At 69.3% G+C, this 26650-nt stretch carries 26 protein-coding genes; 15 read left to right on the top strand and 11 right to left on the bottom strand.

The window, feature by feature from the left end; all coding sequences use genetic code 11:
• Positions 1 to 3 precede the first annotated feature (3 nt).
• The gene (locus H7K45_RS11465) at positions 4 to 795 is read right to left on the bottom strand and encodes a polysaccharide deacetylase family protein (protein ID WP_263995928.1); all 792 of its coding nucleotides are present in this window, start codon (positions 793 to 795) and stop codon (positions 4 to 6) included.
• Between the two features lie 180 nt (positions 796 to 975).
• Between H7K45_RS11465 and H7K45_RS11460 the strand changes: the two genes are divergently transcribed.
• The 3 genes from H7K45_RS11460 to H7K45_RS11450 all read left to right on the top strand — a co-directional run bounded on the left by H7K45_RS11460 (position 976) and on the right by H7K45_RS11450 (position 4637).
• Positions 976 to 2679 carry a DEAD/DEAH box helicase gene (locus H7K45_RS11460; protein WP_263995927.1) on the top strand — a complete coding sequence of 568 codons (1704 nt, stop codon included), beginning with the start codon at positions 976 to 978 and terminating at the stop codon, positions 2677 to 2679.
• Between the two features lie 11 nt (positions 2680 to 2690).
• Positions 2691 to 3419, top strand: coding sequence for a Type 1 glutamine amidotransferase-like domain-containing protein (locus H7K45_RS11455; RefSeq protein WP_263995926.1), 729 nt, complete (start codon positions 2691 to 2693; stop codon positions 3417 to 3419).
• A 111-nt stretch (positions 3420 to 3530) separates the two neighbouring features.
• A complete protein-coding gene (locus H7K45_RS11450) occupies positions 3531 to 4637 on the top strand; it encodes a helix-turn-helix transcriptional regulator (protein WP_263995925.1) in 1107 nt (368 codons plus the stop codon).
• Here the strand turns inward: H7K45_RS11450 and H7K45_RS11445 are convergent.
• From H7K45_RS11445 to H7K45_RS11430, 4 genes are all read right to left on the bottom strand, one after another.
• Entirely contained in the window at positions 4627 to 6003 is a 1377-nt protein-coding gene (locus tag H7K45_RS11445) for an FAD-dependent oxidoreductase (RefSeq protein ID WP_263995924.1), read from the bottom strand. The genes H7K45_RS11450 and H7K45_RS11445 overlap by 11 nt on opposite strands.
• Positions 6004 to 6118: 115 nt before the next feature.
• The gene (locus H7K45_RS11440) at positions 6119 to 6931 is read right to left on the bottom strand and encodes an HAD-IIA family hydrolase (protein WP_263995923.1); all 813 of its coding nucleotides are present in this window, start codon (positions 6929 to 6931) and stop codon (positions 6119 to 6121) included.
• Between the two features lie 10 nt (positions 6932 to 6941).
• Complete coding sequence (locus H7K45_RS11435) at positions 6942 to 8408, bottom strand: PH domain-containing protein (RefSeq protein WP_263996964.1); 1467 nt, start codon at positions 8406 to 8408, stop codon at positions 6942 to 6944.
• Positions 8409 to 8434: 26 nt separating this feature from the next.
• Positions 8435 to 8959, bottom strand: coding sequence for a PH domain-containing protein (locus tag H7K45_RS11430; protein WP_263995922.1), 525 nt, complete (start codon positions 8957 to 8959; stop codon positions 8435 to 8437).
• Between H7K45_RS11430 and H7K45_RS11425 the strand changes: the two genes are divergently transcribed.
• The 5 genes from H7K45_RS11425 to H7K45_RS11405 are packed head-to-tail and all read left to right on the top strand — an operon-like array spanning position 8958 to position 14903.
• Positions 8958 to 9881, top strand: a complete 924-nt coding sequence (locus tag H7K45_RS11425; protein ID WP_263995921.1) for an SDR family NAD(P)-dependent oxidoreductase — start codon at positions 8958 to 8960, stop codon at positions 9879 to 9881. The two genes, H7K45_RS11430 and H7K45_RS11425, sit on opposite strands and share 2 nt — an antisense overlap.
• The gene (gene moeA, locus H7K45_RS11420; RefSeq protein WP_263995920.1) at positions 9878 to 11086 is read left to right on the top strand and encodes a molybdopterin molybdotransferase MoeA; all 1209 of its coding nucleotides are present in this window, start codon (positions 9878 to 9880) and stop codon (positions 11084 to 11086) included. Before H7K45_RS11425 ends, moeA begins: the two co-directional genes overlap by 4 nt.
• Positions 11087 to 11107: 21 nt before the next feature.
• Positions 11108 to 11821, top strand: coding sequence for a phosphatidylserine decarboxylase (locus H7K45_RS11415; protein ID WP_263995919.1), 714 nt, complete (start codon positions 11108 to 11110; stop codon positions 11819 to 11821).
• Positions 11818 to 12675, top strand: coding sequence for a CDP-alcohol phosphatidyltransferase family protein (locus H7K45_RS11410; RefSeq protein ID WP_263995918.1), 858 nt, complete (start codon positions 11818 to 11820; stop codon positions 12673 to 12675). Before H7K45_RS11415 ends, H7K45_RS11410 begins: the two co-directional genes overlap by 4 nt.
• 14 nt (positions 12676 to 12689) lie before the next feature.
• Positions 12690 to 14903 (top strand): AAA family ATPase, encoded by a 2214-nt coding sequence (locus tag H7K45_RS11405; RefSeq protein WP_263996963.1) that lies wholly within the window; start codon positions 12690 to 12692, stop codon positions 14901 to 14903.
• 2 nt (positions 14904 to 14905) lie between these two features.
• Here H7K45_RS11405 and H7K45_RS11400 read toward each other — a convergent pair whose 3' ends face one another.
• Positions 14906 to 15355, bottom strand: a complete 450-nt coding sequence (locus H7K45_RS11400) for an SRPBCC family protein (protein ID WP_263995917.1) — start codon at positions 15353 to 15355, stop codon at positions 14906 to 14908.
• A 140-nt stretch (positions 15356 to 15495) separates the two neighbouring features.
• Between H7K45_RS11400 and H7K45_RS11395 the strand changes: the two genes are divergently transcribed.
• The 7 genes from H7K45_RS11395 to H7K45_RS11365 all read left to right on the top strand — a co-directional run bounded on the left by H7K45_RS11395 (position 15496) and on the right by H7K45_RS11365 (position 23187).
• Positions 15496 to 18381 carry a Na+/H+ antiporter subunit A gene (locus H7K45_RS11395; RefSeq protein WP_263995916.1) on the top strand — a complete coding sequence of 962 codons (2886 nt, stop codon included), beginning with the start codon at positions 15496 to 15498 and terminating at the stop codon, positions 18379 to 18381.
• Positions 18378 to 18857 carry a Na(+)/H(+) antiporter subunit C gene (locus H7K45_RS11390; protein ID WP_263995915.1) on the top strand — a complete coding sequence of 160 codons (480 nt, stop codon included), beginning with the start codon at positions 18378 to 18380 and terminating at the stop codon, positions 18855 to 18857. Before H7K45_RS11395 ends, H7K45_RS11390 begins: the two co-directional genes overlap by 4 nt.
• Positions 18854 to 20455 (top strand): Na+/H+ antiporter subunit D, encoded by a 1602-nt coding sequence (locus tag H7K45_RS11385; RefSeq protein ID WP_263995914.1) that lies wholly within the window; start codon positions 18854 to 18856, stop codon positions 20453 to 20455. The genes H7K45_RS11390 and H7K45_RS11385 overlap by 4 nt, the downstream gene beginning before the upstream one ends.
• A gap of 2 nt (positions 20456 to 20457) precedes the next feature.
• Positions 20458 to 21027 carry a Na+/H+ antiporter subunit E gene (locus H7K45_RS11380; RefSeq protein ID WP_263995913.1) on the top strand — a complete coding sequence of 190 codons (570 nt, stop codon included), beginning with the start codon at positions 20458 to 20460 and terminating at the stop codon, positions 21025 to 21027.
• A 66-nt stretch (positions 21028 to 21093) separates the two neighbouring features.
• Positions 21094 to 21375, top strand: a complete 282-nt coding sequence (locus H7K45_RS11375; protein ID WP_263995912.1) for a monovalent cation/H+ antiporter complex subunit F — start codon at positions 21094 to 21096, stop codon at positions 21373 to 21375.
• Entirely contained in the window at positions 21372 to 21710 is a 339-nt protein-coding gene (gene mnhG, locus H7K45_RS11370; protein ID WP_263995911.1) for a monovalent cation/H(+) antiporter subunit G, read from the top strand. Before H7K45_RS11375 ends, mnhG begins: the two co-directional genes overlap by 4 nt.
• A gap of 22 nt (positions 21711 to 21732) precedes the next feature.
• Positions 21733 to 23187: a DUF222 domain-containing protein gene (locus tag H7K45_RS11365; RefSeq protein WP_263995910.1), complete on the top strand. Its 1455-nt coding sequence runs from the start codon at positions 21733 to 21735 to the stop codon at positions 23185 to 23187.
• A gap of 24 nt (positions 23188 to 23211) precedes the next feature.
• On the opposite strand, the gene H7K45_RS11360 is transcribed toward H7K45_RS11365, so the two are convergent.
• Genes H7K45_RS11360 through napA form a run of 5 tightly spaced genes read right to left on the bottom strand, consistent with a single transcriptional unit; the run spans position 23212 to position 26560 of the window.
• Positions 23212 to 23847: an LON peptidase substrate-binding domain-containing protein gene (locus tag H7K45_RS11360; RefSeq protein ID WP_263995909.1), complete on the bottom strand. Its 636-nt coding sequence runs from the start codon at positions 23845 to 23847 to the stop codon at positions 23212 to 23214.
• Between the two features lie 25 nt (positions 23848 to 23872).
• Complete coding sequence (locus tag H7K45_RS11355) at positions 23873 to 25024, bottom strand: glutamate--cysteine ligase (protein ID WP_263995908.1); 1152 nt, start codon at positions 25022 to 25024, stop codon at positions 23873 to 23875.
• Positions 25005 to 25712 (bottom strand): superoxide dismutase[Cu-Zn], encoded by a 708-nt coding sequence (gene sodC, locus H7K45_RS11350; RefSeq protein WP_263995907.1) that lies wholly within the window; start codon positions 25710 to 25712, stop codon positions 25005 to 25007. Before sodC ends, H7K45_RS11355 begins: the two co-directional genes overlap by 20 nt.
• 10 nt (positions 25713 to 25722) lie before the next feature.
• Positions 25723 to 26190, bottom strand: coding sequence for a LytR C-terminal domain-containing protein (locus H7K45_RS11345; RefSeq protein ID WP_263995906.1), 468 nt, complete (start codon positions 26188 to 26190; stop codon positions 25723 to 25725).
• Positions 26191 to 26242: 52 nt separating this feature from the next.
• Complete coding sequence (napA, locus tag H7K45_RS11340) at positions 26243 to 26560, bottom strand: nucleoid-associated protein NapA (RefSeq protein ID WP_263995905.1); 318 nt, start codon at positions 26558 to 26560, stop codon at positions 26243 to 26245.
• Positions 26561 to 26650: the final 90 nt, after the last annotated feature.

The raw sequence follows: 26650 nt of genomic DNA, 5'->3' as shown, positions 1-26650 counted from the left end.
CGTTTACGACAGCGACTGCCCGGCCACCGGGACGAACTGCCAGCCGGCCGCCAGCATCGCCGGGACCGCGGCGGTCACCCCGGGACCGGTGCCAGAACGGGGATGGTTCATGTGCGCCAGCACGATCGAACCCGGCGCCGCGCGAGTGATCGCGGCGCTCACCGCGGCGGCCGGCGCCGTGGCGCCGTCGTCGGCGTTGACCGAGAAGCCGACCGGGGTGAGCCCGAGGTCGTGCACGATCTGCACGGCGACGTCGTCGTAGTGCGCGGTGCCGGTGCGGAAGAAGGTCGGGGCCTTGCCGGTCAGCGCCGTCAGCCGGGCCTGCTCGCCGCCGACCTCGTCGACGACCTCGCTCGCGGACTTCGTGCCCGCGATGCCGTAGGCCGATCGGCCGGTGACCGACAGCGGAACGTGCCGCGTGCCGTGATTGCCGATGTCGAACAGCGGATTGGCGGCCAGCTGCTCGGTGCGGCCCGGGTTGGCGTCGATCCACTTCGAGCAGACGAACAGCAACGCCGGGACGCCGTTGCGCTCGAGCGTGTCGAGCAACGCGTCGTCGCAGGCGTGATCGCACGCGTCGAAGGTCAGCGCGAGTTGGCGCCCCGAGGGCGCGAACCGCGTCACGATGCCCGGCAACGACATGCCCCACTGCGTGGGTTGACGCGTGAGATCCGCGGCAGGCACCGCACTGAGGTCGACGCCGGACGCAGCGAACGCCGCAGGCATGCGGGACCCCGTGCCGAGCACGACTGCGGCGCCGGTCAGAGCCGTCAGGAAGGTCCGTCGGGTGGGCATGGGCGAACCGTAGGCGGGCAGCCTGCGGCTCCGATGCCAGGTCGATGGCAACTCCCTGGACGAGAGTCGTGCATCTACTGACCGTGACACCTTCGACGCCGCCGCCGGACACGGCCTGCAGGTATGCGAACGCGGAACCCCTTGGCCTAGACTGCTCTTCGATCAGGGAGGAGTCTTCGGGTGCAGGGTTATGCAGCGCCCAGCACCCAGGCGTTGCGGGGCTGGCAACGTCGGGCCATGGTGAAGTACCTGACGGCGGCGCCTCGGGACTTTCTGGCCGTGGCTACTCCAGGCGCCGGTAAGACGACCTTCGCGCTCCGCATCGCCGCCGAACTCCTTGGCGACGGCACCGTCGAGCGCATCACGATCGTGGTGCCCACCGAACACCTCAAGATTCAGTGGGCCAAGTCCGCGGCCGCGCTCGGCATCTCGCTGGATCCGAAGTTCAGCAACAGCTCCGCACAGAACTCCGACGAGTACCACGGCGTAGTCGTGACCTACGCCCAGGTGGCCAGCCACCCGGGTCGCCACCGCGTGCGCACCGAGAACCGCAAGACCCTCGTGGTGTTCGACGAGATCCACCACGGCGGCGACGCGAAGAGTTGGGGTGAGGCCATCCGGGAAGCGTTCGACGACGCCACCCGCCGGCTGTCACTAACCGGTACCCCGTTCCGCAGCGACGACAGCCCCATCCCGTTCATCAAGTACGAGCGCGGTCCCGACGGACTGGAGCGCTCCCAGGCCGACCACGTCTACGGCTACGCCGACGCGTTGGCCGACGGCGTGGTGCGGCCCGTCGTGTTCTTGGCCTACTCGGGTGAGTCGCGGTGGCGCGACAGCGCGGGCGAGGAACATGCCGCCCGCCTCGGCGAACCGCTCAACGCCGAGCAGACCGCCCGCGCCTGGCGCACCGTGCTGAACCCCGCGGGTGAATGGATGCCCGCGGTGATCGCGGCGGCGGACAAGCGTCTGCAGCAGAAGCGTCAACACGTTCCCGACGCGGGCGGCATGATCATCGCCTCGGACCAAACGGCGGCCAGGGCCTACGCCGGTCTGCTCACCACCATCACCGGCGAGGTTCCGACGCTGGTGTTGTCCGACGACCCCGGCTCCTCGGATCGCATCACGGCCTACTCGCAGGGCACCAGCCGGTGGCTGGTGGCCGTGCGCATGGTGTCCGAGGGCGTCGACGTGCCCCGACTCGCCGTCGGGGTCTACGCCACCAGCGCGTCGACGCCGTTGTTCTTCGCCCAGGCCATCGGCCGCTACGTGCGCTCGCGGCGGCCAGGGGAGACCGCGAGCATCTTTCTGCCGTCGGTGCCCAACCTGCTGCAGCTGGCCAGCGAAATGGAGGCCAAGCGCGACCACGTCATCGGCAAGCCGCACCGGGAATCGCAGGGCGACGAATGGGACGACGAGGCCGCCGAGGACGCCGCGAAGCAGAAGAACGAGGCCGATGCACTCGACAACGGCTTCGAAATGCTGGGCGCCGACGCTGAATTGGACCAGGTCATCTTCGACGGCTCGTCGTTCGGCACGGCGACCCCCTCGGGCAGCGAGGAGGAGGCCGACTACCTCGGCATCCCGGGACTGCTCGACGCCTCCCAGATGCGAGATCTGTTGCGGCGCAGACAGGAAGAGCAGCTCGACAAGCGCACCGCCGCCGGCGGCACCGTCCCGGTGCGGTCCACCACGCATGGTCAGTTGCGGGACCTTCGCAAGGAACTCAACGCGCTGGTGACCCTCGCTCACCACCGCACCGGCAAGCCACACGGCTGGATTCACAACGAACTGCGCCGGATCTGCGGCGGGCCGGTGCTGGCCGCGGCCAATTCCGACCAGATCACCGCGCGCATCGAGGCGGTCCGCACACTGCGGGCCTAGGGTCTTCAGGCATGGCAGCCGACAGCCCGACCATTCTTGCCACCAGCGGCGGCCTGCGCAGCGGCGTGCGGACGCGCTACGAATTCAGCCCCCTCACCGAGTTGGCGGTCGACCTGGCCGGGGTGACGGGTCGGGCGCCGCGCATCTGCTTCCTCGCCACCGCCCAGGGCGACAACCCCGCCGTGCTCCACGAGCTCTACGCCGCCGCCCAGCTGCGCGGGCTGGCCGCGAGTCATCTCTCGCTGGTGCCGATGCCGAACGTCGCCGACGTGGAAGGGCATCTGCTCGAGCAGGACGTGGTGTGGGTCTACGGCGGCAGCGTCGTCGCACTGCTGGCCCTGTGGCGTCTGCACGGCGTCGACCGGGCGATGCGCGCGGCGTGGGCGGCCGGTGTCGTGCTGACCGGAGTCTCCGCGGGCTCGATTTGCTGGCACACCGGTGGCACAACCGACTCCTTCGGCCCCGAGCTCCGTCCGGTCACCGACGGCTTGGCCCTGCTTCCGTACTCGAATGGCGTGCACTACGACTCGGAACCCCGGCGGCGCCCCCTCCTCCAGCAATTGGTCGCAGACGGCGTGCTCGACGCCGGGTATGCGACCGACGACGGGGCGGGCGTGCTGTATCGCGGCACCGAGTACGCCGGCTCCTTCGTCGAGACCGACGGCGCAGCAACGTACTTGGTGACGTCCAATGCCGCCGGCGAGGCCGAGGAGACGCGACTCGACGTCCAGCGGCTTTAGCCGAGCCGCGAAAAATGCCTTGACAGCGTCGTCGGCACGAGTCTGACTTGGTTCAAGTCAACGGCCCCGGATGGGGTCGGCGACGAATGGGCAAACGCGCAGGGGTTTGCGATGGGCACTTCGGTGACGCTGCAGGACTATTCGCGACTGGTCTCGGCGATTCACGACGCCGCCGTCACGCCGGATCACTGGAACGACGCGATGACGGCGGCGTGCGCCAGCATGGGTGGCATCAGTGCAGCGCTGGTGATCGCCGAGAACGGAACGCGCGCCCCCAAGAGCGCCAACCTCGCGCCCGACGCTCACCGCACCTACCTCGAGTACTACTGCGAATTCGACTACGTGCTCGACGCGGTCGAACACGGACCCGTCGGCATGACGCACTCGGGCGACGCTCTGATCGCGTTGAATCCTCAGTCGGAGTTCAACAACGACTGGATGCGGCCACACCACATGGACGACGGCCTGTTCGTACGGCTCACCGACGGTGCGCACCCCACGTGCTTCCTCGTCGCCTCACCAAAGCAGGATGATCCCTTCGCCACCCCCGAGCGGGTCGAACTCGTCAACGCCCTCATCCCCCACCTGCAGCAGGCGCTGCGCACCCAGGACCACCTCAGCGGGTTGACATTCGGCGCGCGGGACGTCGCCGAGGCCGTCGACAACATGCGGCACGGGATCTTCGTCGTCGGCCCCGCCTGCGCCGTCACCTACGCCAACCGAGTCGCCGAGGACATGGTGGCGGTCGGCGACGGGCTCGTCGTGCGGTGGGGACGGATCGGGCTCGGTGTGCCCTCCGCCGACGCCCGGCTGCAACGATCCGTCGCAGATGCGCTCGGAGACAACGACTCCGGCGCCCGGCACGGCAACTCCCTGCTGTGTCCCCGCACCGCGGACGTGCGTCCCTACGTCGTCCACGTCGTGCCCTTCACGTCTCTGCCGCCCGACCGACGCGAGCCCCGAGTCCTGGTGATCGTCGTCGACCCGGAGCGGCAGGCCCAACCGGATCTGGATCTGTTGATCCGGCTCTTCGGGCTGACCCGAGCAGAGGCGGAGGTGGCCATGCGGGTCCTTCGGGGCGACGGCCTTCGGCCCATCTCCGACGAGCTGACGTTGTCGCTGGCGACGGTGAAGACCCATCTTCAGCGCATCTTCGCGAAGACGAGTACGCACCGCCAAGCCGAGCTGGTCAGGTTGCTCCTCACTGTCACACCGTGAGTCTGCGGCTCGCCAGAACCGGGTCTGGCCGCCGCCGACGTGACGCCCTGGCGACACGACCCACGAAGTCAGGCCTGAGGAGTCGCGCTGGCGTCGCCAGCATTCCGGTCACCCTCAGGAACTCCTGTGCCACGAACGGGTCCGACTCGGCCGCGGCGAGCACGCGGTCGACGTAGGCGTTCACGAGACGCGCCGCCATGGGCCGCGGGCCGGGGATCTCCGGTAACGCGAGATCGGATCCGACGGCCGTCTGCCACGCCACCCGGATCTTCTTCGCCGATGCGCGGTGAAAGCGCTGCGGCAGGTCGAGTTCGCCATGGCGCAGGCAGTCACGCAGGGCCAGAGCCTCCATCGACGCAATCGTCATGCCCTGCCCGTAGATCGGGTTGAAACTGCACACCGCGTCGCCCAGCACCAGCAGCCCGTCGGGCATCCGCACCATCCGGTCGTAGCGGCGCCATCGGTTGGCCGGAAAGCGATGCATGCACACCTCACCGAGTGGCTCGGCGGCGCGGGCCGCCCCCAGAACGTGCTCGGGCGCCCAGTCGGCACCGAAGGCGACGATCCCGGCCTGGGTGGTCGGCGGCTCCACCGAGCCCAGGGTGCCCGCACCGAGGATCCACCGCTCACCCTCGGCCCGGAACATCACGAACCCGTGCGGGCGCCCGGGTTCGAATAATCGGGCGATCGTATGTTCTCTGAGCGTGCCCGTCGGAATGCGCACCAACACACTGGAATAGGTGACGTGAACGGCCAACTCCTGCTCCTCGGGTCGGCCGTAACCCAGCCGCTGAAGAACGACGGGCGTCCGAGAGCCCCGCCCGGTCGCGTCGACGGTGACATCCGCGACGAGCTCCACGGCCGAGCGGTCCTCGTGTCGGTGCACGACGACGCCGGTCACGCGGCCGCCGGAGGCGGTGAGGTCGACGATGTCGTGGCGGTCGAGCATCGAGACGTTCGGGATGCGCCGCAGCCGACGCCGGACGTGACATTCGATGAACGGGCGGCTGGCGTGGTGGGTGATCAACGACGCCGGGGCCGGGATCGAGCCGGTCCGCATGACGAGGTGTCCGCCGAAGAAGACGTGAAAGCGGGACAGATCGCCGTCGTCCCAGCAGTGCGCGCCGTCGGCCACCAATTCGTCGAGCAGACCCGGAAACAGTTCCTCGGCAATCTGTCCGCAGCGGGACATCAACACGTGGGGTTGCCGGCTCTGCGGCACGCCCCGTCGTGGCGCGACGTCGTCGGTCAGCTCGTCGCGTTCCACCACCGTCACCCGGTCGTAGAACTCACTGAGCACGCGCGCCGCGAGCAGCCCTCCCATGCTGGCACCGAGAACCACCGCGTGTTCGCCACGTCTGGTCATGGCACTTGTCCCCCCTTTCGCGGCCAAACCCCCCGGTTGGCCTGTGTCCAACCAACCAGCCACGAACGGGCGACACGTCATCCAAACGGATGATCTCGACGCGATGGAGCGAGCTCTAGAGGTCGAGCAGCTCCGGAAGGTCAGCCACCGAGTCGATGACGTAGTTGGGCTGCATCGCGAATTCGTCTGCCGCCCAACGATCCAACGTGTCCTGGCGGAACTTGCCGGTACGCACCAGCACACCGGCCATGCCGACGACCTGTCCGGCGAGCACGTCGTTGTTCAGGTCGTCGCCGACGACGTACATCTCCTCCGGTTCGACACCGAGGCGACCTGCCGCGGCGAGGAAGCCCTCCGGGGCGGGCTTTCCGACGGCCGTGGCCTTGCGGCCCGAGGTCTGCTCCATGCCGATGAGGTACATCCCGGTGTCCACGCGCAGCCCCTCGGCGGTGTTCCAGGCCGTGCTGCGGTGCATCGCCACCACGGGCACGCCCTTGGCCATCCAGTCGTAGACCCGGCTCAGCGTGACGTGGTCGTACTCCGAGCCCGCCCCGCCAAGCAGGACGACGTCGGGAGCGTCGGCGTCGGAGCCAGTCACCTCGTGGGGGTAGACGACGTCGATGCCGTCCATGTCCTCGGCGATCTGACCACTGTTGACCAGGTAGCACCTGGCCTCCGGGTAGCGGTCGCGGACGTAGTTGGCGGTCAACACGGCCGCAGTGATGACTTCGTCGGCGCTGACCTCCATCCCGGCGTCGGTCAGCAGTGTGGCGATCTGCGCACGCGTCTTGGTGGTGGTGTTGGTGAGGTACGCCCGGGCGATCTGATGGTCGGCGAGCACGCGCAGGGTGTCCGCCGCACCGGCGATGGGCTGCCACGAGGTCACCAGCACGCCGTCGATGTCGAAGAGCACTCCACCGATAGCCATGGTGCCGAGGTTAAACGGCAAACGTGTCAGCGCAACTCGGACCCCGCCGAGCCGAGGCCCAGTCGTTCTCGATGAGCCACGGTGACGCCGACGCCGCCACCGACCACGCGACCTCGGCGGGGACGTCGAGGACCCGGTATCCCTTCACTCCTGCTGCGGTCGCCGCCACCAGCGTCGCCACGCCCGCACGTCGCTGAAAGAGCGTTTGGCGCACCGTCCAACCGATGACACCCGCCGCGGCGATGCAGTCTCGTCGGCGTTCCATACTGCCGGCCTGAGCCACCAACCAGCCGTCACCGGCCCGGTGCCCCAGCGACCGTGCCCGGTCTGCGGCGAGTACCCCGGCCAGCACCGTCGCCAGCGCCCACGTCACCCACGCCACCGGTGGCACCTCGACGACCACCGTCGCCCCCGCCATGGCGACACCGAGCGCGACGGGGATCGACAGCGCCCGCGTCCACCGCCTGCGGGTCGCAGCACGGCCGTGCCGGCGCAACTCGCCCCGCACGACGTCGGGTCGCCCGGTCACCTCGCTCAGCACGTCGCGCACCGTCGCGGCCGGACACGGCGGCAGCAGCAGCGACGCCTCGCCCGCGCCGTCGACGCCGGTCATCACCGCGTCGAGGCGGGAACCACCGAACATCCGCACCAGCGCGGGTTCGCGAATCGTGCCGCCGCGCAGCCGTCGCATGTCGAAGGTGCTCTCGCGCGCTCGCAGCAGGCCGTGCTCGAGGTGCAGGACGCCGGCGCCTCCGTGATCGTCGCGCCGCGACAACACCAGGTTGCCGAACGTCACCAGGGAGCGCACGACGGACAAGACCACCGAGAGCAGCAGCAACCCGCCGACGCCGATCGCCACGGTGACCACCACCCCGAAGCGCTCGGCGGCGTCGACCCCCTGGCGGGCGAGCGCCGAATCTCGAAGCGCCATGGCCACTCCCGTTTGATACACCACGCCGACGGCGGCGGCGATCATGGCCAACCCGGTGAAGCTCAACGGGCTGTACCGCAGCCACGACGGTTGCCACCTGGCGATCACTCGGCTCGGCGGCGGCCCCACCTCCGATTTCGGTGCCAGCGAGTCGGCCAGCAGGATCGCGCGCAACGCAGGCACGTCGGCCGCTTGCACCGCGTCGAGGGCGAACTCCGCGTCTCCCTTGACCTCTCGGCCGGTACTGACCTTCACCACCGTCAACCCGAGCAGGCGGTGTAGCAGCCGGGCGTCGGTCGACACCGACCGAATCCTGTTGCGCGGCAATGACGTCACGGTACGTCGAAGCACTCCCTCGCGACGCTGGATCTGTTCGCCGTCGATGCGGTAGGTGGTGGTGAACCACCGCGCCACGCCGAAGACGACGAGCAGACCCAGCACCACTGCCGACCACGTCTGGTTGCCGGTCGCCGAGCCGAGTACCACCGAGCCGATCAGCAGCGGCAGTTGCCGTAGCAGTTCGTGCGCGGGATGCACCAGCAGCATGCGGGGGCTGAGCCTGCGCCACTCGCTCACGTGGCGTCCCGGTCGCCGATCGCGGCGACGTCGGTCAACCGGGCCACGATCCGGTCGGCGACCTCGACGTCCAGCGCGACGATGCGCACCGCCCCGGCCGAGGACGCGGTCGTCACCGTGACGTTGGCCAGTCCGAAGATTCGGTCCAACGGGCCACGGTGGACGTCGACGGTCTGCACCCGGGAGATCGGCGCGATGCGGCGTTCCTGCACCAGCCAGCCCGTCCTGGTGAACACCGCGGGCGTCGCGACCTCGAGAGCGACGTCCCAGCGGTGCACCCGGTACCGCCACAGGGGGGCCACCACCACGAACGTCACCACGCCGAGCACCGTGAGCGCCGCCGGCACAGCGTGCAGCCAGCCGGGGCTCTGCCGGTCGACGACGAACCACGCCACCTGAATCCCCGCGAGCACCGTCCACGGGACCGCCCCCGCGAGCGCCCACACCATCGGCGCCTTGCGGCTCGGCGGGTTGGCGGGGTCGACGAGGGTCACCATCACGCTGAGTATGGTCGTGCCCATGAGCTCGCACGCCAAGTGGACGGCCGCCGACGTACCCGACCAGAGCGGCCGTGTCGCCGTCGTGACCGGCTCCAACACGGGTTTGGGATACGAGACGGCGTTGGTACTCGCGACCCGCGGGGCGCACGTCGTCATGGCGGTGCGCGACGTCGACAAGGGTAGGGCGGCAGCGGCCCGGTTGCAGGGGCAGGCGCCACGCGCCGACGTCACCGTGCAGCGACTCGACGTCGGCTCGCTGGACTCGGTGCGCGCGGCGGTCGACGAGCTCAAGAGCGCCTACCCCCGCATCGACCTCCTCGTGAACAACGCCGGGGTGATGTATCCGCCGAAGCAGACGACCCCCGACGGGTTCGAGCTTCAGTTCGGCACCAACCACCTCGGCCCCTTCGCGCTGACGGGCCTCCTGCTGGAGAACCTGCTGCCCGTCGAGGGATCTCGCGTGGTGGCGGTCGCCAGCATCGCGCACACCATCCAGGCCGCCATCCACTTCGACGATCTGCAGTGGGAGCGCAAGTACAACCGCGTCGCCGCCTACGGTCAGTCGAAGCTGGCCAACCTGATGTTCACCTACCAACTGAACCGCAGGCTGGCCGCACGCAACGAGTCGACGATCGCCGTGGCCGCACATCCCGGCATCTCCAACACCGAACTCATGCGGCACATCCCCGGTTCCAGCCTGCCCGGTTTCAGCGCACTGGCGGGGCTGGTCACCAACAGCCCCGAGATGGGCGCGCTGGCCACGTTGCGGGCCGCGACGGACCCAGCCGTGCGCGGTGCGGAGTACTACGGCCCCGACGGCATTCGCGAGCTGCGTGGGCACCCGAAGCGGGTCGAGTCCAGCAAGCAGTCCCACGATCAGGACGTTCAAGGTCGGCTGTGGACGGTGTCCGAGGAGCTGACCGGCGTCAGCTATCCGGTATGAGGTCCGTCGCCGAGCACCAGCGGGTCGTCGCCGGGCTGATCACCGCTCGCGACCCGGTCGACGTCGCCGTCGGTGACGCGCTGGGCCTCGTCCTGGCCGCCGACGTCGTGGCGCCGCTTGCACTTCCCGGCTTCGACAACTCGGCGATGGACGGCTATGCCGTGATCGCCGAGGACGTCGCCGACGCCACCGAGGACCAGCCGGTCGAACTGCCTGTGGCAGAGGACATTCCGGCCGGCCGCACCGATGCGCTGGTCCTGGCGCCCGGCACCGCGCACCGCATCATGACCGGCGCACCGTTGCCCACCGGCGCCACCGCGGTCGTGCCCGTCGAGGCCACCAACGGCTCGACGGAGACCGTGTCGATCCGCACGAGCGTGACGCCAGGGCAGCACGTCCGCCGCGCCGGTGAGGACGTCACCGCGGGCACGACGGTGCTGCGCGCCGGCCAGGTGCTCACCCCCGCCGCGCTTGGCCTGATCGCCGCCCTTGGCCTCGGCTCGGTCGAAGTCATTCCGCGACAACGTGTTCTGGTGATGTCGACGGGGTCGGAGCTGGTGGCGTCGGGCACGCCGCTTCAACCCGGTCAGATCTACGAGTCCAACGCCGTCATGCTCGCCGCCGCGGTGCGCGACGCGGGGGCCGACGTGGTGACCTCGTCGATGACCGAGGACGACGTCGACCTCTTTCGGGCCGAGCTGCAGGAGCACGCGCGCGACGCCGATCTGGTGATCACCACCGGCGGCGTCAGCGCGGGTGCCTACGAGGTGGTGAAGGACTCCCTGCGCGCCGAGGTCGACTTCGTCAAGGTCGCCATGCAGCCGGGTATGCCGCAGGGCTCGGGTGTCGTGTGGGGGACGCCGATCGTCACGCTGCCTGGCAACCCGGTCAGCGCGTTGGTCTCGTTCGAGGTGTTCATCCGCGAGCCGTTGCGCGCCGCGATGGGCTTGCCGCGTCCCGGCCGTCCCCACCTGTCGGCCAACCTGGCTGAACCGTTGACCTCGCCCCGCGGGCGGCGGCAATTCCGCCGCGGCGTTCTCGGCGGACTCGAGGACCGCTCGGGCGCCACGACGGTCACCAGCTACGGACCGCCCGCGTCGCATCACCTGCGCTGGCTGGCGTCGGCGGACTGCCTGCTGGAGATCGACGAGGACGTCACCGAACTCCCGGCCGGATCGCCGGTGCAGGTATGGGACCTGAGCTGAGCACGTAGGATCTGAGTCCTGATGGCCAGACCCGCGCGACCCGCCGATGCCGCCAACGAGTCCGAGATCGCCCGCTTCGTTGAGCTGGTCCGTTCCACCGTCCCCCCTATTCACGCCGCCGGCCTGCCGTTCATCGCAGGTGGGCTTGGCGTGGCCGCCGCCGGTCGCAAGCACCGATGGTTGCGCACCGCGGGCCTGACCGCGGCAAGCGCCTGCGCGCTGTTCTTCCGGCACCCGCCGCGCGTGCCGCCGACCCGTCCGGGTGTCGTGGTGGCTCCCGCCGACGGTCTCGTCACGCTCATCGAGGGCGTCCGGCCGCCGGCCGAACTCGGCATGCCCGACGTGCCGATGACCCGAATCAGCATCTTCCTGTCGATCTTCGACGCCCACGTGCAGCGGGCACCCGTCGCGGGCGAGGTCGTCACGGTCAAGTACCGGCCCGGCCAGTTCCAGTCGGCGGACAAGGACTCCGCCAGCGAGCTCAACGAGTGCAACGCGGTCTGGTTCCGCACCGTCGAGGGCGTCGACGTGGCGGCCGTGCAGATCGCCGGCCTGATCGCGCGCCGCATCGTCTGCTCCGTCCACCCCAGGGACAAGGTCGCCCTCGGTGAGACCTACGGGTTGATCCGCTTCGGGTCGCGATTGGACACCTACGTCCCCGAGGGCTCCCGGGTGGCCGTCGAACTGGGCCAGCGAGCCATCGGCGGCGAAACGGTCCTCGCGGAGCCGGTGTGAGCCGTCCCAGGGGCCGGTCTGCCCGCGGTCTCCGGATCCTGCCAAGCGCGACGACCGTCCTGGCGATCTGCGCGGGTCTGACGTCCATCAAGTTCGCCCTCGACGCGAAGCCGTGGATCTCGCTGGCGTTGATCGGCGCCGCCGCGGTGCTCGACGGCATCGACGGCGGCATCGCCCGCGCGCTCAACGCGCAGTCCCGGATGGGCGCCGAGATCGATTCCCTGGCCGACGCCGTGAACTTCGGCGTCGCGCCCGCACTCGTGATCTACCTGACGCTGCTGCCCAACTCCCAGCTCGGCTGGATCTTCATCCTGCTGTACGCCGTCTGCGTGGTGCTGCGTCTGGCCCGGTTCAACGCGCTACTCGACGACGACACCCAGCCCGCCTACACCCGGCAGTTCTTCACCGGCATGCCCGCGCCGTGCGGCGCGGTCGGGGCGATCGGCCCCCTGGTGGCGTACATGCAGTTCGGGCACGGCTGGTGGACGTCACCCTGGTTCGTCTGCGCGTGGCTGGCCGCCAACGCGGCCCTGCTGGTCAGCCGGGTGCCGACGCTGGCGTTGAAGGCCATCTCCGTGCCCGAGAACGCCGCGCCGATCTTGCTGATCCTAGTGGCCGCCGCCGCCGCCGGACTGCTGCTGTTCCCGTACGTGCTGGTGTTGCTGATCATCGGCGGATACCTGGTGATCATGCCGTTCACGATCCGCAGCCAGCGCTGGGTGGCCGCCCGTCCGGAGGCGTGGGACACCAAACCCGAACAGCGCAGGGCAGTTCGCCGCGCGGCACGGCGGGCCGCGCCGCACCGCCGTTCGGTGGCACGGCTTGGGCTGCGCAAGCCCGGCTCGCGAGGCTGACGGTGAGCGATCTCGTGTCCGACGCGTTCGACGAACCGCCACGGGGTCGCCTCCCGCTCACCGCGCGGTTGAACACCTCGGCCAGCGACTCGCGCCGCGGCGTCGTCCGCCTGCATCCCGAAGCGCTGGCGGCGCTGGGCATCCGGGAGTGGGACGCGGTGTCGTTGACCGGGGCGCGCACCACTTCGGCCGTCGTCGGCGTTGCCGGTCCCGACACCCCGGCCGGCACCGCGCTGCTCGACGACGTGACGCTGTCCAACGCCGGACTGCGCGAGAACACCACCGTCCTGGTCGCGCCGGTCACGGTGTACGGCGCGCGATCGGTGACCGTGAGCGGCTCCAAGCTGGCCACCCAGTCCATCTCGTCGGCCACGCTTCGACTGGCGTTGTTGGGCAAGGTGATGACGGTCGGTGACACCGTCTCGCTGCTACCGCGTGACCTGGGCCCCGGCACCTCGACGTCGCAGGCGTCCTCGGCCCTGACCGCGTCCGTCGGCATCACCTGGACCTCGGAGCTGCTGACGGTGACCGGTGTCGACCCCGCCGGACCGGTGAGCGTGCAACCCAACTCTGTGGTGGCCTGGGGCGACGGCACGACGCAGGGCGTGGACTCCCCCGCCGCGGCCCACACCGTCTCCGAGCCGCACCGCACACCGACGGTGCAGGCGGCAGTCCCTGCGGTGTCGGTCGACGATCTGCGCGGCGCCCACACTCAGGCCGGCCGCCTCGCCGAGTGGCTCAAACTCTCGCTCGACCAGCCGGAGCTGCTCGAAACCCTTGGTGCGAAACCGCATCTGGGTGTCCTGGTCTCCGGCCCGGCCGGGGTGGGCAAGAGCACGCTGGTGCGCGCAGTCTGCGCCGAGCGGCGACTCGTCGAACTCGACGGTCCCGAGGTCGGCGCGTTGCGCGCCGAGGACCGCTCGTCTCGAGTCGCCTCGGCGGTCGCCACGGTTCGCGACGGCGGCGGCGTACTGCTCATCACCGACGTCGACGCGCTGCTGCCCGCCGCGCCCGAACCCGTGGCCACCCTCATCCTGTCGGAGTTGCGTACGGCGGTGGCCACGCCGGGTGTGGCGTTCGTCGCGACGTCCGCGGTGCCCGACGCCGTCGACGCCCGACTACGGGCACCGGAGCTGTGCGACCGCGAGCTGGGGCTCAGCCTGCCCGACGGCGCCACCCGCAAGGCGCTGCTCGAGGTGCTCCTGCGCGGCGTTCCTGCCGACGACCTCGCCCTCGACGACATCGCCGACCGCACACCGGGTTTCGTCGTCGCCGACCTCGCCGCGGTAGTTCGCGAGGCCGCGCTGCGGGCCGCCGCGCGCGCCAGCTCGGACGGTCGGCCACCGGCGTTGACCCAAGACGACCTGACCGGCGCACTGTCGGTGATCCGCCCTCTGTCGCGGTCGGCCACCGAGGAGGTCGCGGTCGGCTCGGTCACCCTCGAGGACGTCGGCGACATGGTGGAGACCAAGCAGGCGCTCACCGAGGCGGTGCTCTGGCCGCTGCAACACCCCGACACCTTCGAACGCCTCGGCGTCGAACCTCCGCGCGGTGTCCTGCTCTACGGGCCGCCTGGCTGTGGCAAGACGTTCGTCGTGCGGGCGCTCGCCAGCAGCGGCCGACTGTCGGTGCACGCGGTGAAGGGCGCCGAGTTGATGGACAAGTGGGTCGGCTCGTCGGAGAAGGCCGTGCGCGAGTTATTCCGTCGCGCACGCGATTCCGCGCCGTCGCTGGTGTTCCTCGACGAGATCGACGCGCTGGCGCCACGCCGCGGTCAGAGTTTCGACTCCGGTGTCACCGACCGCGTGGTGGCCGCCCTTCTCACCGAACTCGACGGCATCGACCCGCTGCGCGACGTCGTCGTCCTCGGGGCCACCAACCGACCCGACCTGATCGACCCAGCCCTGCTTCGACCGGGCCGGCTGGAGAAGTCGGTCTTCGTCGAACCGCCCAACGCCGACGCGCGCCGCGACATCCTGCGGACCGCCGGCAAGAACATCCCGCTCAGCCCCGACGTGAACCTCGACGAACTCGCCGACACCCTCGACGGTTACAGCGCCGCCGATTGCGTTGCGCTGCTGCGGGAATCGGCGCTCACGGCGATGCGGCGCTCGATCGACGCCGCCGACGTCACCGCCGCCGACGTCGAGAAGGCGCGGAGCACCGTTCGCCCGTCACTGGACCCGGCACAGGTCGACGCTCTCCGTGCCTTCGCCGCGAACCGCTGAGCTCAGCGGCCCTCGGCGAGCGCGGCCAGCCGTCGCACCGACGACATCAGTGCGTCCCGATCGGTCGCGCGGGCACGCACCATGCGCTTCTCATCGGTCAGCTCCGACCAGTCGTAGGTGTGGGTGACTCGGGTGTGAGAGTCGTCCAGCGGCGCCAGTTCCCAGCGCCACAGGTGCCCGGGCGGGGGCAGACCGGGCTCGGAGGGACGCCACGCGATGAGCCTGCCCTCCTCGAATTGCACCACGTGGTTGTCCCGCATCGCGCCCTGACTGATCAGCATCGAGAAGACGTCGCCGACGGCGTGCACGCGCTGACCCTCGGCCGCCTCGGCGAGGTTGTCGTTGCCGTCCCACGTCGGCTGACGGGCCGGGTCGGCGATTAGGTCGAAGATGCGGTCGGCTGGCGCGGCGACGTCGAGAGTCGCGCTGGCCACCTTGTCGTCGTGTCCCATGGCCTCATTCAACCGGGTCGTTTCGCCCGCTGGTAAGTGGTCGGCCCCGTGCCCCGTAAACTCGGTGCAGACATAGCCTTAGACGGCTGACACCCCACTTGGCTGACGCGCGGCCAGCGCTCGACCAGAACCGGAGTGCCATGCTCGCCATTCTCTACGCCCACGCGGTGGCCGCCCTGGTGGCGCCCGTTCTCGTGCAGCGTTGGGGACGACGTGCCTTCTATGGGCTGGCCCTGGTTCCGCTCGGGTCGCTGCCGTGGGTCGCGATGAACTGGCCCGGACAGGGCGAGCAGACCGTCCACCTGCAGTGGGTCCCCGAGCTGTCGATGGACATCACGTTCCGCTTCGACGCACTGGCCGCGATCATGAGCGTGCTCGTCCTGGCCGTTGGCGCGCTGGTCCTGTTCTATTGCGCCGAGTACTTCCACCACCACGACGGCCACACCGAACGCCGGCTGCCGAGCTTCGCCGCCGAGTTGGTCGCCTTCGCCGGCGCGATGTTCGGGCTCGTCATCAGCGACAACATGCTGATGCTGTACCTGTTCTGGGAGCTGACGACCGTCTTGTCGTTCCTGCTGGTCGGCCACTACGCCGAGCGCGCCACCAGCCGACGAGCCGCCACCCAGGCCTTGCTGGTGACCACCGCAGGCGGCCTGGCGATGCTGGTCGGCATCATCATCCTCGGCGAGCTGGCCGGCACCTACCGGCTCTCGGAGCTGGTCGAAGCGCCACCGACGGGCCTCGCCGCGAGCGTCGCGATCGTCCTGGTCCTGGTCGGCGCGGTGTCCAAGTCCGCCCTGGTGCCCTTCCACTTCTGGCTGCCCGGCGCGATGGCCGCACCCACCCCGGTCAGCGCGTATCTGCACGCCGCGGCGATGGTCAAGGCCGGCGTGTACCTCGTCGCCCGCTTGACGCCCGGCTTCGCCGACTCGCCCGCCTGGCGGCCGATGATCGTCACCCTCGGATTGGCGACGATGCTGCTCGCGGGGTGGCGGGCCGTCCGGGAGTACGACCTCAAGCTGATTCTCGCGTTCGGCACCGTCAGCCAGCTGGGCCTCATCACCCTCATGGTGGGCGTCGGGGGACGTGACGTGATGCTCGCCGGCCTGGCCATGCTCTGCGCCCACGCCATGTTCAAGGCGGCGCTGTTCATGGTCGTCGGCATCGTCGACCACGCCACCGGCACCCGCGACATCCGCCGTCTGGCCTGGCTCGGTGACCGTCACCGGCCCCTGCTCGTCATCGCCATCGGCGCGACCGCGAGCATGGCCGCCCTGCCCCCGTTCCTGGGCTTCGTCGCCAAGGAAGCCGACCTGGCCACCCTGGCCGACAGCGCCGCCCTAGGCGCCACCGCGCCGTGGGTGCTCGGCGGCGTGGTCTTCGGATCGGTGTTCACCACCATCTACAGCCTGCGGTTCATCTACGGCGCATTCGCCCGCAAGGGCAAGCCCGAGCCGAGTCAACGCGTAGCCGAAATGCACCGTCCCCCAGCCACATTCCTCGTCTCGCCGGCCATCCTGGCGGTGGCCGGCCTGACGTTCGGCGTCTGGCCGACGGGCCTGGACCACGTGCTGGCCGATTACGCCGACGACCTGGCCCCCGAGGCCGGCTACCACCTTGCGCTGTGGCACGGCGTCAACGTGCCTCTGCTGTTGTCGATCCTGGTGCTGGCCGCGGGCGTCGTGGCGTTCTTCGCCCGCAACCGTCTGCGCCGGGCCCGGCTGGGCTACCTGCCGCTGGGGAACGCCGACCGCATCTACGACGCGGTGATCCGTGAGACCGACGTCTTCGCGGTCCGGCTCACCGCGCTGACGCAGCGTGGGTCGATCCCCGCCACGCAGGCCGTCATCCTCTCCACGCTGGTGCTGCTGCCGACGGCCATGCTGCTGCTTGGAGCGCGCGACCGCCCGGAGCTCGCGCTGTGGGACTCCCCGCTACAGGTCGTCGTCGGCCTCGTCATCCTGGCCGCGGCCATCAGTGCGACGATCCTGCGAAACCGGCTCGCCGCCGTGCTGGTGGTCGGCGTGACGGGATACGGCTGCGGCGCAATCTTCGTCTTCCACGGTGCGCCCGACCTCGCGCTGACCCAGTTCCTCGTCGAGACGTTGACGCTGGTCATCTTCGTCCTCGTTCTGCGGACGCTGCCCGCGGAGGCCGATCAGGGCAACATCAGCCGCCACCGGCTGCCGCGACTGGCCCTGTCGCTGGCCGTCGGCGCGACCGTGACCACGCTCGCGGCGTTCGCGATGGCGGCCCGCACCACCCGGCCGATCGCCGACCTGCTGCCCGACGCCGCCTACTACCGCGGTCAGGGCGCCAACACCGTCAACGTGCTGTTGGTCGACATCCGCGCGTGGGACACCATGGGCGAGATCTCGGTGCTGTTGGTGGCTGCGACGGGTGTGGCGTCAATGGTGTTCCGCAACAGACGTTTCGGTAGCGCACCCCGCGTTCCGAGAGACCTCCGCGACGCCGGGCAGCCCGACATCGGCCGCATCCCCGCACTGCCCACCAGCCCCGCCGTCGGCGACATCACCTGGCTGCGCGGCAGCGAACTGCGCGACCCCCGCTACCGGTCGCTGGTGCTCGAGGTGGCCACGCGAATCATCTTCCCGCTCATCATGGTGCTGTCGTTCTACTTCTTCTTCGCCGGGCACAACACCCCGGGCGGCGGTTTCGCCGGCGGGTTGACCGCCGGTCTCGCGCTGGTTCTTCGCTACCTGGCAGGCGGCCGCTTCGAACTGGGCGAGGCACTTCCGGTCGACGCGGGCAAGGTGCTCGGCGTCGGGCTCGCACTGTCGGCGGGGACGGCGGTCACGTCGTTGTTCCTCGGCGCCCCGGTGTTGTCCTCGGCCGTCTTCGAATTCGACGTGCCCGTGCTCGGACACATCAAGCTCGTCACCGCCCTGTTCTTCGACGCCGGCGTCTACCTGATCGTCGTCGGCCTGGTGCTGGACGTGCTGCGCAGCCTCGGCGCCCGCGTCGACGTGGAGATGGCTCAACACAACGAGGTGGCCCGCCGATGAACTCCACCGTCGTCGACGTCGTGCCGTTGATCCTCATCGGAGGCCTCACCACCGCAGGGGTGTACCTGCTGCTGGAACGCAACCTCACGCGAATGTTGTTGGGGCTGCTCCTGGTCGGCAACGCCGTCAACATCCTGATCCTCACCGTCGGCGGGCCCGCGGGCAACCCTCCGATCCGCGGGCGGACAAGTGACGGCAAGACCGCCACCGCAGATCCGTTGGCGCAAGGCATGATCCTGACCGCCATCGTCATCTCGATGGGCATCGCCGCGTTCGTCCTGGCCCTGACCTACCGGTCCTACCGGTTGTCGCGCGCGGAGGACGTGGTCAACGACCCCGAGGACACCAGGGTCTCGGAGCTGTCGGACCTGTCGGCCGGAGCCATCGACGAGGACCTCGTGACCCACGATCCGGCGCGCGACACCGACGCACCCGACGAACTGGACGCACTCCCCGGGCACGAGGGGTCGCGATGACCCCGACCCTGTCCGCGGTGCTCACGCCGCTGCCCGTACTCATTCCCACCCTCGCCGCGGCCGTCACCCTGTTCGCGGGCCGCCGCCCGCGGCTGCAGCGCACGATCGCGGTGGCGGCGTTGGCGGCCGTGGTCGCGGTCTGCGCGTCGCTGGTCTACCTGGCCGACCGGGACGGCACCATCGCCGTGCACGTGGGCGGGTGGGGTCAGTCAGTTCCCGGGATGGGTCCACTGGGCATCACGTTGGTCGTCGACCGGCTCTCGTCGCTGATGCTGCTGGTGTCGTCGATCGTGCTGCTGGCGGTCGTGTTCTACGCCATCGGCCAGGGCATCCGCGACGGCGACGAACGCCAACCGGTGTCGATCTTCCTGCCGACCTACCTGGTGCTGTCCGCGGGCGTGTGCACGGCGTTCCTGGCCGGTGACCTGTTCAACCTGTTCGTCGGGTTCGAGGTGCTGTTGTCGGCGAGCTTCGTGCTGCTGACCATCGGTGCCAGTACCGACCGCGTCAGGGCCGGCATCGCCTACGTGATGGTGTCGATGGTGTCCTCGCTGATCTTCCTGATCGGTCTGGCCATGATCTACGCGGCCGCGGGCACTCTCAACATGGCCGAGCTCTCGGTGCGCCTTGAGGACATCCCGTCGGGCACTCGCGGCGCGATGTTCGCCGTGCTGATGGTGGCCTTCGGCATCAAGGCCGCAGTGTTCCCGCTGTCGACGTGGCTGCCCGACTCCTACCCGACCGCGCCCGCCCCGGTCACCGCCGTGTTCGCCGGGTTGCTGACCAAGGTCGGCGTCTACGCAATCATCCGGGCGCACTCACTTCTGTTCCCCGGCGGAGCGCTCGACGACGTGCTGATGGTCGCCGCGCTCATCACGATGCTGGTCGGCATCTTCGGGGCGATCGCGCAGAGCGACATCAAGCGTCTGCTGTCCTTCACCCTGGTCAGTCACATCGGATACATGGTGTTCGGCATCGCGCTGGGCAGTCAGCTCGGTATGTCGGGGGCGATCTACTACGTCGCGCATCACATCGTCGTCCAGACCACGCTGTTCCTCGTCGTCGGCCTCATCGAACGTCAGGCCGGTGCGTCGACGCTGCAGCGCCTCGGGGGGCTGGCCGCCGCGAGCCCGCTGCTGGCCCTGGTGTTCTTCATCCCGGCACTCAATCTCGGGGGCATCCCGCCGTTCTCCGGCTTCATCGGGAAGGTCGCACTGCTGGAGGCCGGCACCCAGGACGCCTCGGTGCTCGCCTGGACCCTGGTCGGCGGCAGTGTCGTAACCAGCCTGCTGACCCTCTACGTGATGGCAAGGGTCTGGACGAAGGCGTTCTGGCGCGCCCGTGCGGACGCCCCGGAGGGCAACCTCGCCGACGTCTCCCCGTCCTCCCTGATCGACGATTCCGAGGAGGACATCGACCACGCCGACCGCGACGACGTCGGTCGCATGCCCGTCGGCATGGTGGCGCCGACGGCGGCGCTCATCGCCGTCGGGTTGGCGCTGACGGTGTTCGCCGGTCCGATCTTCGCGTTCAGCGAGCGGGCCGCCGCCGAGGTCGTCGACCGCGGTCAGTACGTGTCGGCGGTGTTGAGGCCATGACGATGAGCGCTCGCGCGAAGAACCGATCGGCATTTCTGAGAACCGTACTGCTGCGAGTCTGGGTGGTGTGCTGGCTGACGCTGGTGTGGAACCTGTTGTGGGGCAACGTCTCCGCAGCCAACGTGGTAGGCGGCGTCGCCGTGGCCCTCGTGATCACACTGCTGTTGCCGCTGCCGCGAGTGCCCGTCGAGGGAAAGCTGCATCCGCTGTCGCTGGTACGCCTGGTGGCACTCATCGCCTACTACCTGGTGCTGTCGTCGATTCAGGTGGCGTGGCTGGCGGTCAAGCCAGGGCCGCCACCGCTCAGCGCCGTGCTGCGGGCGCACGTGGCGATCAAGTCCGATTTGGTGCTGGCGTTGACCGTCAGTGCGCTCAACCTGATTCCCGGTGGCATCGTGCTGGAGATCGACCAGACCCGGCGGATGATCTACGTGCACGTCATAGACGCCGGCACCGACAAGGCCGTCGCGCGCTTCTACCGGCAGGTCGCCGACATCGAGCGGCTGATGATCGCGGCGTTCGAGAAGGAGGCCGACTGGAGGGCGAGTGCGGAGAGGGAGGCTGGCGCATGAAGGTCCAGCGAGAAGCGAAGCGGGATCGCGCATGAACGTCCAGCGAGAAGCCAAGCGGGATCGCGCATGAACACCGTGTGGACCATCTCGGCGGTGATGCTCGGCGCCGCCATCGTCGTCACCATGTTCCGGCTGCTCGCCGGTCCCGGAACGCTCGACCGCTTGGTCGCGCTCGACACCTTCGTCGCGGTCACGATGTGTGCGATCGGCACGTGGGCTGCCTACAGCCTCGACACCACCGTCACCTATAGCCTCACCGCACTGGCCCTGATCAGCTTCGTCGGCTCGGTCAGCGTGGCGCGCTTCCGCGTGCGGGACACCGACCGGGCGGACGGTGAACCGCAGTGAGCGGCGTCCTGGACGTGGTGGCCGGCATCTTGGTGCTGGCCGGTTCGACGCTGGCGTTGACGGCGGCGATCGGCGTGGTCCGGTTCCCCGACACGCTGTCGCGGATGCATGCGGCCACCAAGCCACAGGTGCTCGGATTGCTGCTGGTGCTCGCCGGAGCTGCCCTGCGGCTACGCGGACATCCGGACGTCGGGATGCTGATCTTGGCTGGCATGTTCACCCTGATCACCGCGCCCGTGGTGGCCAACCGGGTCGGTCAGCTCGCCTATCGGGAGCAGAGCTTCCGCGACGACCTGTTGACCAGGGACGAAATGGCGGATCGCCCCCAGGATTGACGCATGATGTGTCGGTGGTCGAATGTATGTTCGAATCATGTCCGGTGCGTTGGCGGTGAGAGAGGCGTTGGCGGCGTTGCGTGCCGCACACGAGGCGCTGGCCAGCTGCGAAGTTGGGCTGCTGACCCGCGACGAGCTGTTGGAGAGCCTCGACGACGTCGAAACGCTGACCTGCCAACTGCCCACCCAAACGCACCGGTTGCTGGCCCGGCTGCAGCTGGAGACGACCGCCAACGACCTCGGCGCCAAGTCTTGGCGGGACGCGCTGATGATCCGGTGGCGCATCTCGAGTTCTGAGGCATCTCGCCGCCTGGCCGATGCCGCGTTGCTGGGCCCGCGAGGCGCATTCGGTGGCGAGCCGCTGGAGCCGGCGCTCCCCGCAACCGCGACGGGACAAGCCCTTGGAGTGCTCAACGGCGAGCACGTCGAGGTGATTCGCAAGGCGATGGGCCGCATGCCTGGCTTCGTCGACCCGGCCACCCGCAGCCAGGTCGAGGTCGACCTCGTCCGCACGGCCGCGAAGGTCGGCCCCAAGGAGTTGAAGGACGCGGCCGATCTGACGATCTTCCTGCTCGACCAGGACGGTCCACCGCCCGACGACGCCGAGCGTGACCGCAAGCGCGGAATCTCCAAGGGCAAGCAACGCCACGACGCGATGACCCCGATCACCGCAGAGCTCACCCCCGAGGCGTGGGCAGTGTGGGAGTCGATCTTCGCGAAGTACGCCGCGCCCGGTATGTGCAACCCGGCCGACGACGAACCGTGCACCTCCGGGACACCGTCACAGAAGCAGATCGACGACGACCACCGAAGCCTTGCGCAACGTCGACACGACGCCATGCTCGCCGTCGGCCGCATCGCCCTGATGAGCGGCACGCTCGGTCGGCTCAACGGCTTGCCGGTGTCCGTAATCATTCGAACCACTCTGCAGGACTTGGAATCCCGCGCGGGCGTGGGTGTGACCGGCGGCGGAACAGTCGTGCCCGTTCGCGACGTCGTCCGGCTCGCCGGCCACGCCAACCACTACCTCACGGTGTTCGACGGTGCGACCGGCTCGGCCTTGAACCTGTTCCGGACCCGCCGAGTGGCCTCCCCGGCGCAACGCATCATGCTGATCGCGCGCGACGGCGGGTGCACCAAGCCGTGCTGCACGGTGGGCGCCTACGGCTCGCAGATCCACCACGCCCGGCGCGACTGGGCCGAGGGCGGGCTCACCAACGTCGACGATCTCGCGCTGGCATGCGGGCCCGACAATCGCCTCGTTGGCGCCGACGGCGGGTGGTCCACCACCGTCAACGCGCACGGCGACGTCGAATGGGCTCCGCCACCTCGGCTGGACACCGGCCAGGCCAGGATCAACCACTATCACCGCCCCGAGCGGCTCCTTCAGCACGACGACGAGCCGGACTCGCTCAGGCAGAGCGACGACCCAAGCCAGCCCGGCGGGCCTGCGCCGCCCGCCGACCACGCGGCGTAGGGCGCGGTCGGCCAGATGGCTGCGCTAATCGCCGGCGAGCTGGAACTCCACCATCGCGGCCACGGTCTCGACGGCGTCCCGAAGCGCGTCCAGCCGCGCCGCCGCCGAGGGCGCCTCGAGCACCGCATACCTGTCGGCCTGGCCCATGGGCACGCGAGAGGACAACGCGAAGAGGCGCTTTCCCGCGTCGTCACCAGGCTCCGGCTCGCCGAGCAGCTGAAGCCGTGACGGCAGCGTCGTCTCCTGGGCCGCGGCGACCCGCTCGAAGATCTCGATCAGACGGTCCTCGACGACGGCGATCTCGTCACCGGTGACGGTCGCACCCGGCTCGTCGGGCCATGGCTCGACGTCGGCCCGCGGGTACGGATCGTCCTCCAGCCACGCCGTCACCCGGATGCGCTCCCGCATCTCGCATTCGAGGAGGTACTGGCCGTCGCCAAGGTCCTGGTAGTCCACGATGTGCGCCACCGACCCCACGTCACATCTCGCGTCCTCGCCACCGACCTCACGACCGGCGGCAATCAACACGACGCCGAATTCCCTTGCATCATCGAGGCAGTCGCGCACCAGCGCGCCGTAGCGGGGTTCGAAGATGCGCAGCGGCAGATCCTCGCCGGGCAGCCGTACCGATTCCAGCGGGAACATCGGCCTGATGGTCATCTATGACACCTACCCGGTCGTCGACCTACAGAACCAACTCGGCGACCAATGCATCCACGACGGCGCGGAGGTCGCCGTCGTTGTCCTCGGCGACCCGGCGCTGCCGCTGATAGGACGCACCCGCCTCGTAGATGCTCGACACCTGCGCCAGTTCGTCGGCGCAACGCAGCGACTTCGCGACCGGCTCCAGCTTGTTCAGCAGGTCGTCGAGGTCCTCGGTGACCAAACGTTCGTTGCTGTCCTCGTCGAGGATGATCACCGCGTCCAGGCCATACCTTGCCGCACGCCACTTGTTCTCCTGCACGTGCCACGGCGGCATGGTCGGCAGGTGCTCACCGGCGTCGAGCCGACGATCCAGGTCGACGATCAGGCAGTGCGTCAGCGCCACCAGGGCACCGAGTTCGTCGATGTTTGAGATGCCGTCGAAGATCCGCACCTCGATGGTGCCCAGATGAGGTGAAGGCCGTATGTCCCAACGGATTTCGTTCATGTGGTCGATGATGCCGGTCTTCTTCTGATCATGGACGAATTGCTCGAACTGCGACCACTCCTGAAAGTGGAAGGGCAGGCCCGCGGTCGGCAGCTGCTGAAACATCATCGCCCGGTTGCTGGCATAGCCGGTGTCGCCGCCGTCCCAGTAGGGCGAGGACGCCGACAGCGCCAGCAGGTGCGGGTAGTGGTTCAGCAGCGAGGTGATGATCGGCATCACCTTGTGCGCCGACGAGACACCGACGTGGACGTGCACACCCCAGATCAGCATCTGCCTGCCCCACCACTGGGTGCGCTTGATCAGCTCGGCGTAGCGCGGCGCGTCGGTCAGCTGCTCGGCCGACCACTTGGCGAACGGATGGGTGCCTGCGCAGAACAGCTCCATGCCGCGGGCGCGCACGATTCGTCGGGCCGGCGCGAGCGTGGCCCGCAAGTCGTCCATCGCTTCACGCGAGTTGTCACAGATTCCGGTGACGACCTCGACGGTGTTGCGCAGCAATTCCTTGTGCACGTGCGGACTTTCGCCGATCTCGGCGATCACCGCGGAGGCCTCGTTGCTCAGCTCCCGGGTGACCGGGTCGACCAACGCGAATTCCCACTCGACCCCGATGGTCGGGCGGGCCGACCCCTTGAAGTCGATGCGTTGCGGTCGCGGGACGACCGACGTCTCACTCGGGGGAAATGACACCGCACGCCACCCGCTTACCGGCGTCACCGGTGGCCATCGTCGTCTCGTCGGGGCCGGGAGTTCCGTTGACCTGCTGGTAGCGCTCCGGCGGGATGTTGGCGAAGTTGTCGGCCTTCTCGTGGATGATGATGGCCGTCTTGGTGCCGGCCTCCAGATCCGCCGCGGTGAAGGCGTCGGTGGTCGTCACCGACATCGCCGAACCGTCGGCGCGCACCTGCAGCGAGGAGAGGTCGCCGCTGGCCGGGTGTCCGGAGTGGCCGCCTACCTGGAAGTGTCCGCCCGCGGAGTTGAAGTCACCCGGCGCCCCGCCCGTTGGTGCGACCGAGGCCGGCTCGCACTTGCCCACCGAGTGGATGTGCATGCCGTGGAAACCGGGGGTCAGCTGGCCCGACGCGGTGGTCTTCACGGTGACGGTGGCGTACCCGCCCGAGAAGACGAACTCTGCGCTTGCCACCGACGTGCCGTCGGGGGTCTTGATGTCGGCGGTCAGCGTCTCGCCGCTCGTGGTCGCAGAGGATCCTGCGCCCTCGCCCCCTTCGCCGGCGGCCGACGGTGCCGGCGAACCGGTCCACACCGGCGGGGTGGTGCCAGGCTGTGTGGCAACTGGCTCATTGGGCGAGCATGCCGCCGCAATGGGGACGACGAGTGCCGCGGCGGCAAGAAGGCGGAGCGGGGCAGGGATCGGCATGCCGGAAAGCCTAACCGGTGACCGCCACGATTACGCCGGGCGGTTGCTCTGCGACCGCGGGTGTCCTGGGTTCGACGGCCGCGTTCAGCAGAGTGCCGATCTCCTCGGCGGCTTCCTTCTCCCCCGGCGCTTCGCCGAAGTACACCGTCGTCCCGTTCAGACCCTCGAGGGTGAGGTTTCCGGTCTCGGTGACGTTCCACTCGGCGTCACGCAGACGATTCGCGGTCTGATCCGCCAGACCGGCGACCTCGGAGGTGTTGAAGACCCGGACGTCGGGCTTCGCGGCCGCCGGCGTGGAGGTCGGAGACGACGAGGACGCAGCGGTGGTCGCCGAGGTCGTGGTGCTGGCCGAGCCGGAGTCGTCGTCGTCACCGGAGCCGATGGCCTGGAATCCGACCAACAGAAACACGACACCGAGGAACAGCAGCACCATGACCATGGCGCGCAGCGGCAACCCGGAGGAGTCTCGTTGATTCATCGCACTCACTGTATCGAGCCGGTGCCGTGGGAAGAAAACCCCTAGGTACCGATCACGTCACGTCGAAGCCGAGACGACGCGCGGCGCGCGCCTTCTGGCGGCTGGCCCGCAGACGACGCAGACGCTTCACGAGCATCGGATCCGCCGCGAGCGCTTCGGGACGGTCGACCAGGGCGTTGAGCACCTGGTAGTACCGCGTCGCCGACATGGAGAACAGTTCCTTGATGGCGTCTTCCTTGGAACCGGCGTACTTCCACCACTGCCGTTCGAAGGCCAGGATGTCGTGTTCTCGGCGGGTCAGGCCGTCGGCGAGAGCACCGCCGTCCTCGGAGTCCCCGGACTTGCCAGTCCGCGCAATGGCGCCGTCCATTTGCTCTGTGGACCCTTCCAAACACTGATGACATTCCGGTGGTGACGGCCCACATTCAACCACGGCAGACCGAGTCAAGCCGTGACCGTT

Source organism: Mycobacterium yunnanensis (assembly GCF_025823185.1).
In the GTDB taxonomy this organism is placed as follows: domain Bacteria; phylum Actinomycetota; class Actinomycetes; order Mycobacteriales; family Mycobacteriaceae; genus Mycobacterium; species Mycobacterium yunnanensis.
This window is presented reverse-complemented; position numbering and strand designations above follow the sequence as displayed.

Coding starts and splice junctions, on each gene's coding strand:
- H7K45_RS11425 (WP_263995921.1), top strand. CDS start 8,958: ATGAGCTCGCACGCCAAGTGGACGGCCGCCGACGTACCCGACCAGAGC.
- H7K45_RS11390 (WP_263995915.1), top strand. CDS start 18,378: ATGAACTCCACCGTCGTCGACGTCGTGCCGTTGATCCTCATCGGAGGC.
- H7K45_RS11430 (WP_263995922.1), bottom strand. CDS start 8,959: ATGGGCACGACCATACTCAGCGTGATGGTGACCCTCGTCGACCCCGCC.
- moeA (WP_263995920.1), top strand. CDS start 9,878: ATGAGGTCCGTCGCCGAGCACCAGCGGGTCGTCGCCGGGCTGATCACC.
- H7K45_RS11375 (WP_263995912.1), top strand. CDS start 21,094: ATGAACACCGTGTGGACCATCTCGGCGGTGATGCTCGGCGCCGCCATC.
- H7K45_RS11435 (WP_263996964.1), bottom strand. CDS start 8,408: ATGCTGCTGGTGCATCCCGCGCACGAACTGCTACGGCAACTGCCGCTG.
- H7K45_RS11385 (WP_263995914.1), top strand. CDS start 18,854: ATGACCCCGACCCTGTCCGCGGTGCTCACGCCGCTGCCCGTACTCATT.
- H7K45_RS11415 (WP_263995919.1), top strand. CDS start 11,108: ATGGCCAGACCCGCGCGACCCGCCGATGCCGCCAACGAGTCCGAGATC.
- H7K45_RS11465 (WP_263995928.1), bottom strand. CDS start 795: ATGCCCACCCGACGGACCTTCCTGACGGCTCTGACCGGCGCCGCAGTC.
- H7K45_RS11380 (WP_263995913.1), top strand. CDS start 20,458: ATGAGCGCTCGCGCGAAGAACCGATCGGCATTTCTGAGAACCGTACTG.
- H7K45_RS11365 (WP_263995910.1), top strand. CDS start 21,733: ATGTATGTTCGAATCATGTCCGGTGCGTTGGCGGTGAGAGAGGCGTTG.
- H7K45_RS11455 (WP_263995926.1), top strand. CDS start 2,691: ATGGCAGCCGACAGCCCGACCATTCTTGCCACCAGCGGCGGCCTGCGC.
- H7K45_RS11395 (WP_263995916.1), top strand. CDS start 15,496: ATGCTCGCCATTCTCTACGCCCACGCGGTGGCCGCCCTGGTGGCGCCC.
- H7K45_RS11450 (WP_263995925.1), top strand. CDS start 3,531: ATGGGCACTTCGGTGACGCTGCAGGACTATTCGCGACTGGTCTCGGCG.
- H7K45_RS11440 (WP_263995923.1), bottom strand. CDS start 6,931: ATGGCTATCGGTGGAGTGCTCTTCGACATCGACGGCGTGCTGGTGACC.
- sodC (WP_263995907.1), bottom strand. CDS start 25,712: ATGCCGATCCCTGCCCCGCTCCGCCTTCTTGCCGCCGCGGCACTCGTC.
- H7K45_RS11360 (WP_263995909.1), bottom strand. CDS start 23,847: ATGACCATCAGGCCGATGTTCCCGCTGGAATCGGTACGGCTGCCCGGC.
- H7K45_RS11345 (WP_263995906.1), bottom strand. CDS start 26,190: ATGAATCAACGAGACTCCTCCGGGTTGCCGCTGCGCGCCATGGTCATG.
- H7K45_RS11400 (WP_263995917.1), bottom strand. CDS start 15,355: ATGGGACACGACGACAAGGTGGCCAGCGCGACTCTCGACGTCGCCGCG.
- H7K45_RS11445 (WP_263995924.1), bottom strand. CDS start 6,003: ATGACCAGACGTGGCGAACACGCGGTGGTTCTCGGTGCCAGCATGGGA.
- napA (WP_263995905.1), bottom strand. CDS start 26,560: ATGGACGGCGCCATTGCGCGGACTGGCAAGTCCGGGGACTCCGAGGAC.